General features: G+C 48.9%; 12 protein-coding genes. 6 read left to right on the forward strand and 6 right to left on the reverse strand.

Annotation, left to right across the window (positions count from 1 at the left end):
* Window positions 1-309, reverse strand: a complete 309-nt coding sequence (gene zapA, locus AC3CIC_RS13500) for a cell division protein ZapA (protein WP_016960281.1) — start codon at window positions 307-309, stop codon at window positions 1-3.
* A 281-nt stretch (window positions 310-590) separates the two neighbouring features.
* Here zapA and AC3CIC_RS13505 point away from each other — a divergent pair, with 281 nt between their 5' ends.
* The 3 genes from AC3CIC_RS13505 (at window position 591) to AC3CIC_RS13515 (ending at window position 3,670) form a co-directional block, all read left to right on the forward strand.
* On the forward strand, window positions 591-1,166 hold the full coding sequence (locus AC3CIC_RS13505) for a YecA/YgfB family protein (protein ID WP_017007447.1): 576 nt from the start codon (window positions 591-593) through the stop codon (window positions 1,164-1,166).
* A gap of 72 nt (window positions 1,167-1,238) precedes the next feature.
* Window positions 1,239-2,444 carry a 2-octaprenyl-6-methoxyphenyl hydroxylase gene (gene ubiH, locus AC3CIC_RS13510; RefSeq protein WP_488514854.1) on the forward strand — a complete coding sequence of 402 codons (1,206 nt, stop codon included), beginning with the start codon at window positions 1,239-1,241 and terminating at the stop codon, window positions 2,442-2,444.
* Window positions 2,444-3,670: an FAD-dependent 2-octaprenylphenol hydroxylase gene (locus tag AC3CIC_RS13515; protein WP_017007445.1), complete on the forward strand. Its 1,227-nt coding sequence runs from the start codon at window positions 2,444-2,446 to the stop codon at window positions 3,668-3,670. Before ubiH ends, AC3CIC_RS13515 begins: the two co-directional genes overlap by 1 nt.
* 100 nt (window positions 3,671-3,770) lie before the next feature.
* Here the strand turns inward: AC3CIC_RS13515 and eno are convergent, their stop codons facing one another.
* The 5 genes from eno to rlmD all read right to left on the reverse strand — a co-directional run bounded on the left by eno (window position 3,771) and on the right by rlmD (window position 11,419).
* Window positions 3,771-5,072 carry a phosphopyruvate hydratase gene (gene eno / locus AC3CIC_RS13520; RefSeq protein ID WP_017007444.1) on the reverse strand — a complete coding sequence of 434 codons (1,302 nt, stop codon included), beginning with the start codon at window positions 5,070-5,072 and terminating at the stop codon, window positions 3,771-3,773.
* Between the two features lie 79 nt (window positions 5,073-5,151).
* On the reverse strand, window positions 5,152-6,786 hold the full coding sequence (pyrG, locus tag AC3CIC_RS13525) for a CTP synthase (protein ID WP_016960286.1): 1,635 nt from the start codon (window positions 6,784-6,786) through the stop codon (window positions 5,152-5,154).
* A 139-nt stretch (window positions 6,787-6,925) separates the two neighbouring features.
* Window positions 6,926-7,744, reverse strand: coding sequence for a nucleoside triphosphate pyrophosphohydrolase (gene mazG, locus AC3CIC_RS13530; RefSeq protein WP_394211526.1), 819 nt, complete (start codon window positions 7,742-7,744; stop codon window positions 6,926-6,928).
* Window positions 7,745-7,830: 86 nt separating this feature from the next.
* Window positions 7,831-10,041 carry a GTP diphosphokinase gene (relA, locus tag AC3CIC_RS13535; RefSeq protein WP_488514855.1) on the reverse strand — a complete coding sequence of 737 codons (2,211 nt, stop codon included), beginning with the start codon at window positions 10,039-10,041 and terminating at the stop codon, window positions 7,831-7,833.
* A 61-nt stretch (window positions 10,042-10,102) separates the two neighbouring features.
* On the reverse strand, window positions 10,103-11,419 hold the full coding sequence (rlmD, locus tag AC3CIC_RS13540) for a 23S rRNA (uracil(1939)-C(5))-methyltransferase RlmD (protein ID WP_488514856.1): 1,317 nt from the start codon (window positions 11,417-11,419) through the stop codon (window positions 10,103-10,105).
* Between the two features lie 300 nt (window positions 11,420-11,719).
* Between rlmD and barA the strand changes: the two genes are divergently transcribed.
* From barA to AC3CIC_RS13555, 3 genes are all read left to right on the forward strand, one after another.
* Entirely contained in the window at window positions 11,720-14,452 is a 2,733-nt protein-coding gene (gene barA / locus AC3CIC_RS13545; RefSeq protein ID WP_488514857.1) for a two-component sensor histidine kinase BarA, read from the forward strand.
* Window positions 14,453-14,849: 397 nt separating this feature from the next.
* Window positions 14,850-15,104: an acyl carrier protein gene (locus AC3CIC_RS13550; protein WP_016960291.1), complete on the forward strand. Its 255-nt coding sequence runs from the start codon at window positions 14,850-14,852 to the stop codon at window positions 15,102-15,104.
* A gap of 162 nt (window positions 15,105-15,266) precedes the next feature.
* Window positions 15,267-16,985, forward strand: a complete 1,719-nt coding sequence (locus AC3CIC_RS13555) for an ApeI family dehydratase (protein ID WP_488514858.1) — start codon at window positions 15,267-15,269, stop codon at window positions 16,983-16,985.
* Window positions 16,986-16,993 lie beyond the last annotated feature (8 nt).

The following is a 16,993-nucleotide window of genomic DNA, read 5'->3' on the forward strand; positions in this document are numbered from 1 at the left end:
TTAGGCTTTTGACGCGCTGTGTTTTAACAACGCCTCTTCAATCGTTTTTTGCAACAGCGTGATGCGCTGTTCCATTTCATTCTTTTCGTCGACGCCTTGCTGTCGCTCTGCTAACAGTTCGTAACAGACGTTAAGCGCCGCGATGGTGAGCAACTGCTCTGTATTCGTTACTTTAGTGCGCCCGGACAATTCATGCAACCGCTGATCAAAGTCGTTCGCCGCTTCAATCAATGCTTCTTCCTGACCCGCCGGACAGTTAACGCGCATTGTCTTGCCTAGGATTCGAATTTCAACAGCCTGCGTAGTCATAATCTTTTAGAGCTCCCTTCAAAGCGCGATGTCGCACCCTGACGTAACGGGCACAAACTATAGAAAATGGAAGATTAAACTGCAAGTTTATCCTAATGTCTTGCGTCTCTCGACGTACTGTTTAGACGAAAAGTCGTCAATGTGATGAAAATCAGAGCTATTTTTAATTTCTCACCCACGATTCCGTGGTCATGCATGGACTTTTTTGGTTGAGATGTTCAGTGCCATTGCGCTAAGTGGTAGCATACGGCTTGAAATTAATGGCATCCAAGGTGGCCCTCGTGACTCAAGTAACTTTACCCGAATACAGCAACATTGCTACCACACTTAAATCTGACAGTTTAGCGGTTACTCCGGCTGAAATGCAGGGTCTACTATGTGGCATGTTATGCGGCGGACTCGATCCAGAGCTGGGCAATTGGATGCCAATGCTTTATGACTACACCAACGAAGGTGAAGGCTGGCCTCATGAATCAAAAACATTGGCAGCGACTTCACTAGGTATCGCACACAAACAGCTTTCCGCGGGTCAAATGGACTTCGAACCACTGTTACCCGACGAGAACACTGTGCTACTCGACCGTGGTGATGCGCTGTCTGAGTGGGTTAATGCTTTCATCGCAGGTGTCGGCCTGGCGGGTGTCACGGCGGGAAAATTGTCAGAAGATGCCAAAGAAGTACTCGCCGACCTGGCTGAAATTGCACAACTGGGTATCGACGAAGACGATGACATGGAAGAACAAGCGGTATTGCTTGAGCAAGTGATTGAGCACGTCCGTGTCTGCGCCATGACACTGCATGCCGACCTTGGCATCAAGTCACAAGATGATGAAGACAAAACGCCAACACTGCACTGAGACTAGATACTCGCACTCAGCGCTCAACACGTCACGCATTAGCCCCCAATAATGGCTGGAGATTGACAACGAATGGATGCAACAGCGCCGTCAACACACTCATATGATGTTGTTATCGCAGGTGGTGCGATGGCCGGTGCGACACTCGCTCTGGCCATTGAGCGCTTAACGCAAGCAAAGCTTTCTGTGGCAGTGGTCGAAGCGGCCATCCCCGATAATACTCACCCGGGGTATGACGCCCGAAGCATTGCCCTTTCCTACGGCAGTTGCCAATTGCTCGACCAAATCGGCGTATGGCATGGCGTGGCGCCATTTGCTACCGCCATCAATACCATTCACGTCTCCGACCGAGGCCATTTTGGATTCACTGAAATGCACGCCGACAAGGAAGGACTGCCGTTTTTAGGAAACGTGATTGAACTTGCTGATGCGGGACGCGTATTCCATAAATCGCTGAGTCAGGCGAAAAATATCTCACTGTTTTGCCCTGCGTTTGTCACTGACATTACCCGTGCGACCGACAAAGTCACTCTTACGCTCAACGACGGGCAAACGCTCACCACTAAGTTGATGGTCGCCGCCGACGGCGCACTCTCTTCATGCTGCGACATGGTTGGAATTTCCCGCCACGAGCATGATTTTGAACAAGTGGCACTGATTGCCAATATCACGACATCTTTACCGCATCAGGGCAAAGCGTTCGAGCGTTTCACTGAATCAGGTCCCGTGGCTTTATTGCCGATGTCTGAAGGGCGAAGCTCTTTAGTTTGGTGCGTCAAACCACAGGATGTCCCTGCACTTATCGAGCTGTCTGATCACGCGTTTGCAGACAAGCTCCAAGCCATCTTTGGTTGGCGTCTTGGTAAGCTATTGCATGTTGGACAGCGAAACAGCTATCCGCTGATTTTGCGCCAAGCCACGCAACTGATCAGCCACCGTTTCGCGGCTGTCGGCAATGCCGCGCAAACCTTGCACCCTATTGCGGGACAAGGCTTTAACCTTGGGCTTCGTGATGTCATCACCTTGGCAGAAGAAATTGCTCGCGCACACAACGAACAACAAGATTGCGGCGACATGGCATTGCTGCAGCGCTATCTACAACGTCGAGAACCCGATAGGGATGCGACTGTTGCCATGACCTCTGGCCTTGTGCACGGCTTTTCCAACACGTCTGCGCCGCTTATCCTTGGGCGCAATTTAGGGCTGGCGGCCATGTCCGCCTTTAGCGGATTAAAAGCGCCATTGCTGCAACGAGCGATGGGACTGGTAGAACGATAATGAAAATGACAAATGTAGATATCGCCATCATTGGTGGCGGCATGGTGGGGTTAACCTTAGCGGCAGCTTTGGCTGATAGCGACCTTCGAATTGCTATCATTGAAGGCAAAGAACCTGAGCCTGAATTAAATGCCCGGCCCGACCTTCGCGTTTCGGCTCTGAGCCGCGCGAGTGAAAATATCCTAAAAAATATTGGCGCTTGGGAAGGCATTCTTGCTCGTCGCAGTAGCCCTTATCAAAAAATGTCAGTGTGGGAACAAGACAGCTTTGGCGCCATCGATTTTGATGCCATGGACATGGGTCAGCCGAACCTAGGCTATATCGTCGAAAACCGCGTTATCCAACTGTCATTGTTTGAACGCATCAAGCAGCAACATAATGTGACCCTATTCTGCCCAGATAAATGCGCCTCCATGATGTTCGGTGAAACCGAAGCATGGCTAACCTTGGATTCCGGCAACGCCATCACCGCTAAATTGGTGGTGGGTGCAGACGGTGCGAATTCTTGGGTGAGAAATCAGCTCTCTATCCCACTCACACATTGGGACTATGGCCACAGCGCTCTGGTTGCCAACATACGCACCACAGAGCCTCACGATGGTGTAGCACGTCAGATCTTCACACCAGACGGCCCTCTGGCCTTTCTACCGCTTTCTGACCCACATCTTTGTTCCATTGTTTGGTCGCAATCACCAGAGCAAGCCGACCAACGATGCACCATGTCGGATGAAGACTTTAACAAATCACTCACTGCCGCCTTCGATACGCGACTTGGTCTTTGTTCAGTCGAAGGTGATCGCGCCGCATTCCCCTTGAAAATGCGTTATGCGCGCGACTTTGTCGTTGAACGCGTTGCCTTGGTGGGCGATGCAGCCCACACCATTCACCCGTTAGCGGGCCAAGGTGTCAATCTTGGTCTGTTAGATGCCACCACGCTGGCGCAAGAACTGGTGCGTTTGCACGATGAAGGCAAAGACATTGGCGAGAAAGCCAACCTGCGCGCCTTTGAACGCTGGCGTAAAGCGGAAGCTGCACAAATGATCACAGCGATGCAGGGCTTTCGCGATATTTTCTCAGGTGACAACCCAGCGAAGAAGCTGTTTCGTGGCATTGGCTTGGTGGCTGCCGCAACCCTACCGGGGATCAAAACGCAGTTTATTAAGCGAGCTTTGGGGTTAAGCGGAGATTTGCCGGAGTTAGCGAAGAAATTAGGACCTAGGTCCTAGGGCGTTGTTTCCCTTATCCTACAAACAAAAAAACGGCTCCCAAGGGAGCCGTTTTCATCTCTAAATCAGCGTATCGCCGACTGAATGAAGTGCTAAGCGATTACGCTTGGCCTTTAACTTCTTTCAGACCGTTGAAAGGTGCGCGTTCGCCCAGAGCTTCTTCGATACGGATAAGTTGGTTGTACTTAGCAACACGGTCAGAACGGCTCATAGAACCCGTCTTGATTTGGCCAGCAGCAGTACCAACAGCAAGGTCAGCGATAGTTGCATCTTCAGTTTCACCTGAACGGTGAGAGATAACTGCAGTGAAACCAGCATCTTTAGCCATCTTGATAGCAGCCAAAGTTTCGGTTAGTGAACCGATTTGGTTGAACTTGATCAAGATAGAGTTAGTGATGCCTTCTTCGATACCACGAGCCAGAATCTTAGTGTTAGTCACGAACAGATCGTCACCAACTAGTTGGATTTTGTCGCCCAGCAGTTCAGTTTGGTGCTTGAAGCCAGCCCAATCAGATTCGTCCAGACCGTCTTCGATAGAAACGATTGGGAATTGATCAACGAGACCAGCAAGGTAGTGGTTGAACTCTTCAGCAGTGAAGGTTTTGCCTTCGCCTTTCATGTTGTAGATGCCAGCTTCTTTGTCGAAGAACTCAGATGCTGCACAGTCCATAGCAAGAGTGATGTCTTTGCCTAGCTCGTAACCAGCAGCAGCAACTGCTTCTGCGATAACTTCTAGTGCTTCAGCGTTAGACTTAAGGTTAGGAGCGAAACCGCCTTCGTCACCAACTGCAGTGTTGTAGCCTTTAGACTTCAATACTTTCGCTAGGTTGTGGAATACTTCAGCACCCATGCGAACAGCTTCTTTCAAAGTTGCAGCGCCAACTGGCTGAATCATGAACTCTTGGATATCAACGTTGTTGTCAGCGTGCTCGCCACCGTTGATGATGTTCATCATTGGTAGAGGCATAGAGAACTGACCAGCAGTGCCGTTTAGTTCAGCAATGTGCTCGTACAGTGGCATGCCTTTAGCAGCAGCTGCTGCTTTTGCGTTCGCTAGAGATACCGCTAGGATTGCGTTAGCACCGAACTTAGATTTGTTCTCAGTACCGTCCAGGTCGATCATGATCTGGTCGATTTCTGCTTGGTTTTTCGCGTCTTTGCCTTCTAGAGCGTTAGCGATTTCGCCGTTTACTGCACCGATTGCTTTCAGTACGCCTTTACCTAGGAAACGAGTTTTATCGCCATCACGTAGTTCAAGTGCTTCGCGTGAACCAGTAGATGCGCCTGATGGTGCAGCTGCCATACCAACGAAACCACCTTCCAGGTGTACTTCTGCTTCTACAGTTGGGTTACCGCGTGAATCGATGATTTCACGACCCAGAACTTTAACGATCTTAGACATTGTGTTTCCTCTCGTATGTCAATAGCTTAAAAATGCGAAAAGCGGCTGCACTACCTTCGCAACCGCTCCTTGTTCTCAGTTACAGCTCACCACGCTGATTTTTACCTGACGCAGCCACAAAACCTTCAAACAAAGGATGGCCATCGCGTGGGGTCGAGGTAAATTCAGGGTGGAACTGGCACGCCACAAACCATGGGTGCTCAGGATTTTCAATAATCTCAACCAGCTTCTTGTCCGCTGACAGACCCGATACCACAAGGCCAGCTTCTTCAAGTTGCGGACGTAGCACATTGTTGACTTCATAGCGGTGACGGTGACGCTCATGGATTGAAGCGTTGCCGTAAAGCTCACGCGCTTTGGTGCCGTCTTTCAGGTGACACAGCTGTGCGCCAAGACGCATGGTGCCGCCCAAATCGGATTTTTCAGTACGCTCTTCTACCTTACCTTCGCCGTCGACCCACTCAGTGATCAGGCCAACAACCGGGTACTTGGTCGCTTTGTTGAACTCAGTCGAGTTCGCGCCTTCCATGCCAACAACGTTGCGCGCATATTCGATCAGCGCCACTTGCATGCCAAGACAGATACCCAAGTAAGGGACTTTGTTTTCACGCGCGAATTTCGCTGCCAGAATTTTGCCTTCTACGCCGCGATCGCCGAAGCCACCCGGAACGAGAATAGCGTCCAAACCATGAAGGACTTCTTCACCTTTGGTTTCTACATCTTGTGAGTCAACGTATTTGATCTTCACGGTCAGGCGATTTTTCAAGCCTGCGTGCTTCAACGCTTCGTTAACTGACTTGTAGGCATCGGGCAGTTCAATGTATTTGCCAACCATACCGATAGTGACTTCACCGGTTGGGTTCGCTTCTTCATAAATAACTTGTTCCCACTCTGTCAGATCAGCTTCTGGCGCTTCGATACCGAAACGCTTACAAACCAAATCATCCAAGCCTTGCGAACGGATCAGTGAAGGGATCTTGTAGATGGAATCTACATCCTTCATTGAGATAACGGCTTTTTCTTGCACGTTACAGAACAAGGCAATCTTAGAACGCTCATTCGCAGGAATAACGCGATCGCTACGGCACACCAGAATGTCTGGCTGAATACCGATAGATAGCAGTTCTTTCACAGAGTGTTGAGTAGGCTTGGTTTTCACTTCACCTGCCGCAGCAAGGTAAGGAACCAGAGTCAGGTGCATGAACATGGTGCGCTCACGACCTAGCTCAACCGCCAACTGACGGATAGCTTCAAGGAATGGCAATGACTCGATATCGCCCACCGTGCCGCCGATCTCAACGATAGTCACATCGTGACCTTCGCCGCCCGCAAGCACACGCTCTTTGATAGAGTTGGTGATATGAGGAATAACCTGGATGGTTGCACCCAAGTAGTCGCCTCGGCGCTCTTTACGCAATACGTCTGAATATACACGGCCAGACGTAAAGTTATTGCGCTTAGTCATCTTGGTGCGGATGAAACGCTCGTAGTGACCCAAATCTAGGTCGGTTTCTGCACCGTCTTCCGTAACGAATACTTCACCGTGCTGGGTTGGGCTCATCGTGCCCGGATCCAAGTTGATGTAAGGGTCAAGCTTCATCATGGTCACATTAAGACCACGTGCTTCTAAAATCGCTGCCAATGACGCTGCAGCAATACCCTTACCGAGGGAGGAAACCACCCCGCCAGTTACAAAAATGTAATTCGTTGTCATGCTAAACCTGAGAGTTGGATTTAGGGGAAATATTGGAAATCTGGACGGGACGACATGTTACCAGAGCCCGAAACTTCCCACAACGTGAAAACTATCACACGGCGTACCCTTTTTTTTTGTTGTAAATCAATTCAGCGATTCACACCGGTTTGTTGCCTTCGTCACATTTCACTTGCTGCCAGAGTTTTTCGAGTTCATCTTGCTGACTTTCCTGCAAGTTTTTACCATTTTCGCGTAATTTCATTTCAATTTGACGAAAACGATTTTCGAATTTTAAATTGGCCTGTCGTAACGCCTTTTCTGGGTTTGTTCCCACATGCCGCGCCAAATTCACCACAGAAAACAGTAAGTCGCCCATTTCTTCATCAACACGAGCCTGGTTCACGTTCACCATCAACGCTTCTTCCATGACTTCTTCAAGTTCTTCTTGCACCTTGTCGGCAACAGGACCAATCGCATCCCAATCAAAACCAACACTGGCACAGCGCTTTTGTAGCTTAGCGGCTCGCCCCAATGCGGGCAGTGCCGTTGGTACATCATCAAGAATACTCAATTCGGCGTCTGGTTCGGCTTTAGCGGCTCGCTCTTGCGCTTTGATGCCTTCCCAATCTGCTGCTTGCAACGGATTGCCATCAGCGTCTTTCTCACCAAACACATGGGGATGACGGCGCACCAACTTGTCACAAATCGCACCAACCACGTCGTCGAATTCAAAGTCACCCTGCTCTTTGCCGAGTTGACTATAGAACACAATTTGGAACAAAAGATCACCCAACTCGTCACGCACATCGCCCCAATTTTGGCGCTCGATGGCATCGACTGTCTCGAAAGTTTCTTCGATGGTGTAAGGAATTATGGAGTTGAACGTCTGCTTTTTATCCCAAGGACACCCATTTTTCGGGTCTCGTAGGGTCGCCATAATTTCGAGCAATTCTTGCATTCGCGACATTTTATTCATGCCTATTTATCCATTGTCAGTTTGTTTTAAACGGGCTTAATAAAAAGGGAAAGCCTTCGCTTTCCCTTTTTGCTAACAGTTAGTGTTTAGTGAAGCCGTTTCGCTTCATGCACGTCTTTGACTTGTTCAAGACGGGTGATCACTCGGCTGAGAACGTCTAAATCGCTCAACTCCAGATCAAAATCCATGATCGACATGTTTTGCTTGTAGTCGACACGGCTTTGCATCCCTGCCACTTTAACTTTGTCATTGGTTAACACGGTCGTCAGATCTTTAATCAACCCGTTGCGCTCGGACGCTAACACACGCACGGTAATTTGGTAACTGCCGACAAATCCGCCCCCCCATACCGTATCAATAATACGCTCGGGTGCATGATGACGAAGCTCTGCCAACTGTTCACAATCAGAACGGTGAACCGAAATACCGCGTCCTTGTGTGACATAACCTTCGATAGCATCACCGGGAATGGGCTGACAGCAACGTGCAAGGTGCGTCATCAGGTTATCAACCCCTTCTACCACCACAGCGTCTCTGCGCGGCTTTTTAGGGACAGGAGAGCTCTCCACCTGCTCCAGCTTCGCTCGTAACTGTTTGTCTTCTTCTTCCTTTGTCGGTTTATTGACAATGGAATTGATGAAATTCACCACCTGATTGATGCGTAAATCGCCACTACCGACACCAGCGTAAACTTCATCAAGGCTATTCATGTTGAAGCGCTTCATGGCTAAGGTGGCATCTTTACTGGCGGCACCAATTTTGGTCAGTTCGGCATCGAGGATCTCTTTGCCCGCAATCATGTTCTTTTCACGCGATTGCTTGCGGAACCATGCATTAATTTTGGCACGAGCACGACCTGAATTGACGAAGCCCAAACTTGGGTTTAGCCAGTCACGTGACGGGTTCGGCTCTTTTTGCGTGATGATTTCGACTTGATCGCCCATTTGCAGGTGGTAAGTGAACGGCACGATGCGCCCTTCCACTTTGGTACCAATACAACGGTGCCCCACTTCCGAGTGAATGTGGTAGGCGAAATCTAGTGGTGTTGCACCAATGGGCAAGTCGACCACATCACCGCGCGGAGTAAAGGCGTAGACACGATCATCAAACACTTGGCTTCGCAACTCATCGAGCATTTCGCCCGAATCAGACATCTCTTCTTGCCACGCCAGCAGTTTACGTAGCCACGTGATTTTCTCGTCGTAACCACTACGTCCCGTCGTTGCACCTTCCTTGTATTTCCAGTGCGCGGCGACGCCTAGCTCGGCATCATCATGCATTTGCTTGGTGCGAATTTGGATCTCGACCGTTTTCCCTTCTGGCCCCAACACCACGGTGTGGATAGACTGATAACCGTTAGGTTTAGGATTAGCGACGTAGTCGTCGAATTCTTTGGGAAGGTGGCGATATTTGGTGTGCACTGCCCCTAGTGCGGCATAGCAATCTTGAAGCTGGTCAGCAATGATACGCACAGCGCGAACATCAAACAGCTCATCAAAAGCAAGGCTCTTTTTCTGCATCTTACGCCAGATGCTGTAGATGTGCTTAGGGCGGCCGTAAACCTGCGCATTGATGTTGGAAACGCTCATTGACTGCTGTAAGTCCGTGACGAACGTATCGATGTATTCTTCGCGGTCAATACGTCGTTCAGCTAGCTGTTTAGCAATTTGCTTGTAGGTATCTGAATGCTGATAACGGAAGGTGTAATCTTCGATTTCCCACTTCAGCTGACCAATCCCTAATCGATTGGCCAATGGCGCATAAATATTGGCGCACTCTTTAGCGACGGCCTTTCGTACATTGTCCGGCTCGTTTTTCACTTCACGCAGATAACTGATCCGCTCTGCCAGTTTGATCACCACACAACGAAAGTCATCCACCATCGACAGCAACATGCGACGTACGTTATCCACTTGCGCTGACGTCGCTTCTTCGTCGTTGGCATTCAGATGACGAATAGACGCCATTTCCTGCACGCCATCCACCAGCTTGGCGATGGTGCTGCCATAGCGTTCTTTGAGCACGTCGTGAGCCAGCAAGCCATCTTCCACCACAGGGAAGAGTAACGCCGCAATCAAGGTTTCCTTGTCCATACTTAAGGTGACAAGGATTTCAATCATCTCTCGACCAAACCATAACGGCTGCGCCATGGCTTGCTCGTCGCCCAGCGATTGGCAGTCATAATAAGCATCAATCAACGCCTGCGAAACATCCGCGTCTTGGGCGAGACCATCTACCCAGCGTTCAAGTAAAAAATCTTTGTTGTCATTTAGGTGCGCGCCACGAATTGCGACCATTTCACTATCCTGTTTTTCTAATCCTTACCGGCAACCATCATGGTTGCCGGTTTCGAGCGACTTAGGCTTTGATAAACAATGCCATCGACTCTAAGTGCCCGGTATGGGGGAACATGTCCAACATGCCCAACCTGGCTAACTTGTATCCTTTATCGAGCAGTACTTGGCTGTCTCTTGCCAGTGTTGCAGGGTTACAAGAGACATACACGATACGCTCGGCACGTGATTGTGCCACATAAGGCATAACCCCTAAAGCGCCAGCACGTGCAGGATCGAGCAAAATTTTGCTATAGCGCTGCTTGCCCCACTCGGTCTTACCTGCATCCAGTTCAAGGTTTGCGTGGTAGAACGCCACATTGTCTAAACCATTGTGCGTTGCGTTGTCGCTGGCACGCTGCACCATGTCCTCAACGCCTTCAACGCCCACAACCGACTCTGCTTTGCCTGCAATCGGTAAACTGAAGTTACCTAGACCACAGAACAAATCGAGCACCTTGTCGTCGTTATTAAGATCTAGCCAATCAAGTGCCTGGGCAATCATTTTTTGGTTAATGTCGGCGTTGACCTGAATAAAGTCCTGCGGTTCAAAAGAAAGCGACAGCGTACCCAACGAATAATGTGGCGCGTCACCACACATACGCTCGGCGTTGTCTTCACCTTGTTGGAGATACAAAATCAACGCCTTGTCATCGGCAAACTGTTTAAGACTCGCCATGTCTTCGTCATGCAGTGTCTTAATCGCCCGCACCAGCAGCACGCGCCCTGCATCTGATTCCACCAGCTCGACGTGCCCGATAACACGACGACCACGCAACGCATCCAGTAGCGAATAGACCTCGGGAAGCAGAGCATCAAGTTGTTTGTCTAAAACCGGACAATGGGTCACCGTCACGATTTCTTTTGAGCTTCGCTGACGAAAGCCCATTTCCAGCTCGCCCGTTTTACTGATTTTCACGCTCAATCGCGCACGGCGCCGATATCCCTGCCCTTCTGAACGCACAGGCGCATCTTGAGTTAAATCCGCAGCGGCAAATTTTTTCATCAGCTGAGAAAGTGAATTTTGCTTGGCTTTAATCTGTGCATCATGTCCAAGGTGTTGCAAGTTACACCCTCCGCACACACCGTAGTGGGCACAAAATGGCTCTATTCGTTCAGCACTTGGTGTTACCACCTTGATCAATTTGGCACGAGCAAACTGGCGCTTATCTTCTGTCAACTGCGCCACGACTTCTTCGCCCGCTAATGCCCCGGCAATAAACACCGGTCTTTTTCCGTCAAAAGCCACACCATCACCTTGATGGTCAAGACGCTCAACCGTGAAGGCCTTGTGTTTGGTATCGAGATTTTTCTTCTTCTGTGGCTGAAAAAAACGCGCCATGTTGGTTTTCCAATGTCGGCCATCACCCCCCTTTCCTGCGGTGGGCATGGCAGTGAATCGTATATTGGCGGACAGCGGGTTGTGATAACCTGCTGAATTCTCGCCGACAGCTTTGGTGTACAGCCGTACCTAGGATTAGAATGTAGTCATAGGTACTGGATATGTAGGTACTAAACAAACGGCTATTGAATAAATAGCTCGGTAAAAAACAGCGACACGATGAACAATGACGTCATGACATATATGTCATGACCAGGTACGTCATGAAAATGACGGCAATTCTCCCACAGAACAAACAGCATGACCAAATACGGACTTCGCGCCAGAGTAATTACCCTTACCATCGCACCGACTCTGATCATCGGCATCTTGCTCAGTGCTTACTTTATCAAAAACCGCTATCAAGAGCTGGAACAGCAACTGAGCGTGGCCGGTCAGGCGATCATTGAACCATTGGCTATCGCCAGTGAAATCGGTCTTTCTAATGAAAGCCGTGAGAACGTGCGCCGACTCATCGGCCACACTCATCGCCAACACAGCCAGTACATTCGGAGCATTGCGGTGTTCTCTGATCAGAATGATCTCTTCGTGACGTCAAACTATCATCGCAATCTCGATTTAATGGCTATCCCCGACGGCGACTCACTGCCCGATCGACTTGAAATCAGTCGGTTACAAGATACCTTGCTATTGCGTGCGCCCATCCGCGCCATTGGCGGCTTCAATAACAACCTGACGCAAGATCAAACCATCGGTTACATCACGATGGAAATGGACTTATCCACGGTCAAGCTAAAGCAGTATCAAGAAATCATTTCCGCAGCGGTTGTGCTGATCCTTGGCGTCATTTTGTCAGGCTTTTTTGCTTATCGCTTGCTGCTTGATGTCGAAACACCGATCACCCAAATGATTAATATGATCGACCGAATCCGTCGAGGGCATCTCGATGTTCGGATTGAAGGCAAATTATTGGGCGAACTCGACACACTAAAAAATGGCATTAACGCCATGGCGATCTCGCTGTCTGAATACCATTTAGAAATGCAGCAAAGCATCGATCAGGCAACCTCAGATTTACGAGAAACCCTTGAACAGCTTGAGATTCAAAACGTTGAGCTAGATATTGCCAAGAAAAATGCCCAAGAAGCGGCGCGCGTAAAATCAGAATTTTTGGCTAATATGTCTCATGAACTGCGTACCCCGCTTAACGGTGTCATTGGCTTTACGCGTCAAATGCTGAAAACCCAATTGAGCAGCAGCCAGCAAGATTATCTGCAGACTATCGAAAAGTCCGCCAACAACTTGCTCACCATCATTAATGACATTCTCGATTTCTCCAAACTCGAAGCGGGCAAGTTGCTGCTGGAAAACATCCCGTTTGATTTTGAAGACTCACTAGAAGAAGTCATGCGCCTGCTCGCGCCGATGGCGCACGAAAAAGGGCTAGAGCTAGATCTGCGCATTGACCCTCGCATTCCGGCTGGCGTGATTGGTGATCCGCTCCGTATTCAGCAAGTACTCACTAACCTTATCGGTAACGCTACCAAGTTTACCGAACGCGGTCATATCCGCATCAGCGTAGAGCTAAAACAACAACGCGATGAACAATTAGAGCTTCAGTTTGTTATCCGCGATTCTGGTATCGGTATTTCTGAGCGCCAACAAGCCCAGTTGTTCCAAGCGTTCCGACAAGCAGATGCCAGCATCAGTCGCCGTTATGGCGGCACAGGCTTTGGTTTGGTGATCACACAAAATCTGGTGAATCAGATGGGTGGTGACATTGGCTTTAGTAGTCGCTTACACCAAGGCTCAACATTCTGGTTTACTTTGTCACTGTTAAAAACTGATTTGCCGTTAGTCCAACCTGTAGACAGCGAAGCACTAGCAGGGCAATCACTGCTATTGGTGGAATCAGATATTGAAAGCCGCCAGTTGATGAGTGAGCGTTTATCACAATTTGGCCTCAGCATCCGAAGCGTTGACACCTTGCCTGAGCAATCTGAACCCGTTTCGTGCGTGCTAATTTGTGTCGATGCCAGTGATGTTCCTTCTCCTGACACCTTGATCGCCCAAGCAACTCATGCTGAATCTTTCAGTGACAAAGTCATTTTCTGCCTGCCTACCACCGAATTAGCGCTGTCGGAGCACCTGTTAAGTTCAGGCGTGAACTCATGCCTTGCGAAGCCATTATCTGTAAGAAAATTGGTAGAACTTCTTCAAGGTGAGCAGCAAGCGCCAGACGTTTTGCCGCCTGCAGTGGAAACCCATACCAATAAACTTCCGATGACGGTCATGGCGGTCGATGACAACCCTGCCAACTTAAAGTTGATCACGGCGTTGTTGAAAGAAAGGGTGACCCATGTGGTGACGGCACACGATGGAAAACATGCAGTAGATCGTGCACGTTCACAACGTTTTGATCTCATTTTGATGGACATACAAATGCCCGAAATGGATGGCGTAACAGCATGTAAAGAAATACGAAAGTCGCCATTGAATCACCAAACACCGGTTATCGCTGTGACCGCTCATGCCATGACGGGAGAGCGCGAACGCCTGCTTGACGAAGGGATGGATGATTACCTGACCAAGCCCATTGAAGAGCATATCCTCGAACAGGTCCTTCACCACTGGACCCATCCGCACACAGGGGACATTCAGCCATCAAGTCCACTCATCAAAACGAATAATGTGGGTTCGTCACTGAGCATTGATTGGTCATTGGCCATGAAACAGGCATCTGGCAAAGAAGCGCTCGCCAAAGAGATGCTCCAAATGCTCGTGCGTTCATTTGATGAAGTAGAAGAAAAGGTCAATAACGCGCTTGATGGCGACAATATCGAACTCTGGCCGATTATTCATAAATTGCACGGCAGTTGCGCTTACAGCGGAGTACCCAAGCTAAAAGGACTTTGTTATGAGCTAGAGACACAGTTTAAACAAGGTGATGACAATGATGATGTTGAGCCGGAGTTGTGTGAACTGCTGGATGAAATGAATAATATTCGCGAGCAATCGCCGCATTATCTTTAGATAAAGCAGGCAATACCGAGGATGAAAGTGACAGAAAAACGGGCAATCCTAGCCCTTGGGGGTGCCCGTTTTTTCATGCAACCAGCAGCCACTGATAAGCCCTCTCCGCAAATCGAAACATTATTAACCCCAATCAGGACGTAGAATCAACACGTACTCAAACAACCAAGAGCATGCATTTCAAGACAAATCAAGTCGATAATGGCAACACTCAAATTCTACGAGTAATTTCAAACATCGACGTCTAAAAATGTAAACACTCAAGAAATGTCACGATTCATACCCCCATTCACCTCACGCGCTTCGCTCCCTATTTACGTATCTGCTATACGTGCCATTGAAATCATACGATAGATGCTCAGTGCATGCTGTCAGAATACCATTAGAAGGTAATGAAATGGCTGATGTAGATAACCCGAATTTTAAACAGGTTCACCACGCGTTAATTGAATTGTTTGAGCTGGTACCTGAAGACGTTGTGCCAGACGCCAATCTGTATGAGGACTTAGTGCTTGATAGCATTGATGCAGTAGACCTTGTCGTTCACTTGCAAAAAGAAATAGGTAAGAAGATCCCGCCCGAAGTGTTCAAAAGTGTCCGTACTGTGCAGGATGTTGTTGATGCCATAGAGCAACTGCTTCAACCAGCCTGATCCTGCCTCACTACAATGCTATTACGTTGTGAAAACGTGATTATTTTATTGAGACGTAATCGATTCGTTGAACCACATGACTCTACAAGGTGTTAGTACAGCACTAACACCTTGTAGAGTCATGCAAACGAATGATAAGCCATTCTATAAAGACCGATACTCATGGATTTCAAGCCGCTCTCTCTTTTGCTTTCTCGCCCAACAGATGATGACTTATTTCTCGTTGCCGATGGTGAAATCGGTTTCAAAACACAACGAGACTTTCAGCATGATGTCGCGACGCTTTACCATGTTTTGAATACACACCCCGCAGCACGATGGGCTGTTTGTTTCGACGACAGTTATTACATGGCCGTTGCTGTTCTGGCTTTGTCTTATGCGGGAAAAACTGTCGTCATACCGGGTAATATCCAGATTGGCGCATTGAACGAGTTAGCCCATGAATTCGACGCTATGTTGTCCGATCGTCATGCCAGTGCCTTACCCAATAACGATGCCATTACATTGCCGCTCGACCACAAAAGTCACCCTGCCATCGCGCTCGATGCCTTGTCTCTCGACAGTATCAAAATAGTTTTGTACACCTCAGGCTCAAGCGGAAAACCCAAAGCGATAGAAAAATCGCTTCAACAGTTACAAGCGGAAATAGATGTCCTTGAACAAACTTGGGGCAGCGAACTTGCAACGTCATCCATTGTCAGCACCGTTTCTCATCAACATATTTACGGTCTGCTGTTCCGTGTACTGTGGCCCTTATGCGCAAGACGAACATTTTCTCGCACCAACGCCGTCTATCCACAACAACACAGCACCGAACAAGCATTGTCTCAAACATTAATCAGCAGTCCTGCGCAGCTTAAACGCCTCAAACAAGATCACCCGCGATTGTGTTTTTGTGCCGTATTTTCTTCCGGTGGCCCTTTACCGTTTAACGCTGCTGAAAAAACCGAACAATACCTGGGTAAACGCCCGTTCGAAGTCTTTGGCAGCACTGAAACCGGCGGGATCGCTCACAGACAGCAACACGCAGACACCGCGACTTGGACGCTGTTTGACGGTATCTCGGCAACGTTAACCGAGCAAGGCTGCCTGCGATTGCGCTCCCCCTTTATTCATCCCAAAGTGGATTATGACACCAGCGATCTTTGTGACTTTCACAACGATGGTACTTTTACCTTGCAGGGGCGTGCAGATAGGATCGTCAAGATCGAAGAAAAGCGCGTTTCTCTGGCGGAAGTGGAAAACCGCTTGATGGACCACACATGGATTGAAGATACCGTCTGTATTGCCAAAGAAAGCGCAGACAGACAATACATTGCAGCGGCACTGGTACTAAGCCAAGAAGGCAAATGCGCCTTTCAGAATCAAGGGGATGCGATATGCCGTCAAACGTTACGGCAACACCTCGCACAATGGCTAGATGCCATTTCTATACCACGAGAATATACGATTGCTTCTCATATCCCCCAAAACAGCCAAGGGAAACGCGAAGCGAACGCCGTGGATGAATTATTTACCCCTTCATCAAAGAAAAAAACGACCGATCGCCCACCTAGCGTGGTGAAAACTGCCATCTCGAACCTTCATGCCGAGCTCTCACTTTGTGTCGACAGCGATCTTCGCGAGTTTGAAGGTCATTTCCCAGGCTTCGCAATCTACCCAGGGGTGTCACAAATCAATGCAGTTGTACATTTAGCCCTCGATATTTTCAGTATCACTGCTCCTTTTCGATCGCTTGATAAATTGAAATTTGAAGCACCGATCTGGCCTGACATGCAAGTGCAACTTTCCATGAATTGGAAGCCAGAAAAAAACGCCCTGACCTTTCGGCTGGAATCTACAGCAGGTCTCCATACCCGAGGTGTCATTCACTTCGACTAAACACAACA

This window comes from Enterovibrio sp. QJM3NY_24 (genome assembly GCF_057786035.1).

Coding starts and splice junctions, on each gene's coding strand:
- zapA (WP_016960281.1), bottom strand. CDS start 309: ATGACTACGCAGGCTGTTGAAATTCGAATCCTAGGCAAGACAATGCGC.
- ubiH (WP_488514854.1), top strand. CDS start 1,239: ATGGATGCAACAGCGCCGTCAACACACTCATATGATGTTGTTATCGCA.
- AC3CIC_RS13515 (WP_017007445.1), top strand. CDS start 2,444: ATGAAAATGACAAATGTAGATATCGCCATCATTGGTGGCGGCATGGTG.
- eno (WP_017007444.1), bottom strand. CDS start 5,072: ATGTCTAAGATCGTTAAAGTTCTGGGTCGTGAAATCATCGATTCACGC.
- pyrG (WP_016960286.1), bottom strand. CDS start 6,786: ATGACAACGAATTACATTTTTGTAACTGGCGGGGTGGTTTCCTCCCTC.
- mazG (WP_394211526.1), bottom strand. CDS start 7,744: ATGAATAAAATGTCGCGAATGCAAGAATTGCTCGAAATTATGGCGACC.
- relA (WP_488514855.1), bottom strand. CDS start 10,041: ATGGTCGCAATTCGTGGCGCGCACCTAAATGACAACAAAGATTTTTTA.
- rlmD (WP_488514856.1), bottom strand. CDS start 11,419: ATGGCGCGTTTTTTTCAGCCACAGAAGAAGAAAAATCTCGATACCAAA.
- barA (WP_488514857.1), top strand. CDS start 11,720: ATGACCAAATACGGACTTCGCGCCAGAGTAATTACCCTTACCATCGCA.
- AC3CIC_RS13550 (WP_016960291.1), top strand. CDS start 14,850: ATGGCTGATGTAGATAACCCGAATTTTAAACAGGTTCACCACGCGTTA.
- AC3CIC_RS13555 (WP_488514858.1), top strand. CDS start 15,267: ATGGATTTCAAGCCGCTCTCTCTTTTGCTTTCTCGCCCAACAGATGAT.